The sequence below is a fragment of the Myxococcus sp. CA023 genome (genome assembly GCF_010998615.1).
GTDB lineage: Bacteria > Myxococcota > Myxococcia > Myxococcales > Myxococcaceae > Myxococcus.
In genome coordinates this window covers 1-962 of sequence record NZ_JAAEAH010000182.1, presented here as the reverse complement: position 1 = coordinate 962, position 962 = coordinate 1, and the positions used below count along the sequence as shown (strand labels likewise).

General features: G+C 65.9%; 2 protein-coding genes. Both read left to right on the top strand.

The genetic code is table 11. From position 1 onward, the window contains the following. Window positions 1-44: 44 nt before the first annotated feature. Window positions 45-506, top strand: a complete 462-nt coding sequence (locus tag F8M74_RS37170; RefSeq protein WP_228560978.1) for a winged helix-turn-helix domain-containing protein — start codon at window positions 45-47, stop codon at window positions 504-506. Continuing rightward, the gene (locus F8M74_RS37165; RefSeq protein WP_162295170.1) at window positions 422-940 is read left to right on the top strand and encodes a transposase; all 519 of its coding nucleotides are present in this window, start codon (window positions 422-424) and stop codon (window positions 938-940) included. Before F8M74_RS37170 ends, F8M74_RS37165 begins: the two co-directional genes overlap by 85 nt. Window positions 941-962: the final 22 nt, after the last annotated feature.

Below are 962 nucleotides of genomic sequence, written 5' to 3'. Positions count from 1 at the left end.
GCCCAGTAGACGTAGCGGACGAGTGCGGCGTCACCCGAGGAGCCGTGTCGCAGTGGTGCAAAGCCCTCGCACAGGGCGGCGTCAGGAAGCTGCGGCACAAGCCGCATCAGGGACGTCCCTCGCGGCTGAGCCCCTCGCAGTGGACGCAAGTGGCCCGAGTCCTCAAGGCCGGCGCCGTCAGGGCCGGCTTTCCCACGGAGCGGTGGACCCTTCCACGCATCGCACGTCTCATTGAGCAGCGCTGGGGTGTGCGGTACCACCCACGCTCCTTGTCGAGGCCACTGCATCGGCTCGGGTTCTCCGCGCACCGCCCTCGTTCTCAGGCCCGCGAGCGGGATGATGCGCTCATCGAAGCTTGGGTAAGAAGAGACTGGCCTCGAATAAAAAGGGGGCTCGAAGAAGCGGGAGGACAATTGCCTTCTTGGATGAGACGGGTCACACGTTTCGGGCCCGCCTGGGCACCACCTGGGCGCCGGTGGGACAAGTCCGAGTCCTCAAGCGTCTGAGCAGGCGCCGAGAGGTATCCAGCGTCGTGCTGCTGACGGCCCCGTGGGGGCGTGAACGCCCCAAGGTGTTCGCTCGCCACTTCGTCGGCGCTGTCCACGACAAGGAAGTCATCGCCGCATTGCGGTACTTCCGTCGGCGCCTCGGACGCCCCCTCGTCATCATCTGGGACCGCCTTCAGGCGCACCGCTCCAAGGCGGTCAGCGCCTGGCTGCAACGCCACTCGAAGGACGTCCTCGTCGAGTGGCTGCCCCCGTACGCCCCTGACCTCAACCCAGAGGAAGGCTGCAATGGCGTGGTGAAGGAGGCCTTGCTCAACGCAACGCCCCCTGCCATTTCGGACCTCATGCGCCTGGCACGAAAGGAATTCCGTGCCCTACAGCATCGTCCCGACGTCCTCCGCTCCTTCTTCGAGCACGCTGGGCTCCATGTTTAGCGGACTCGTCGAGGCGGTTTAG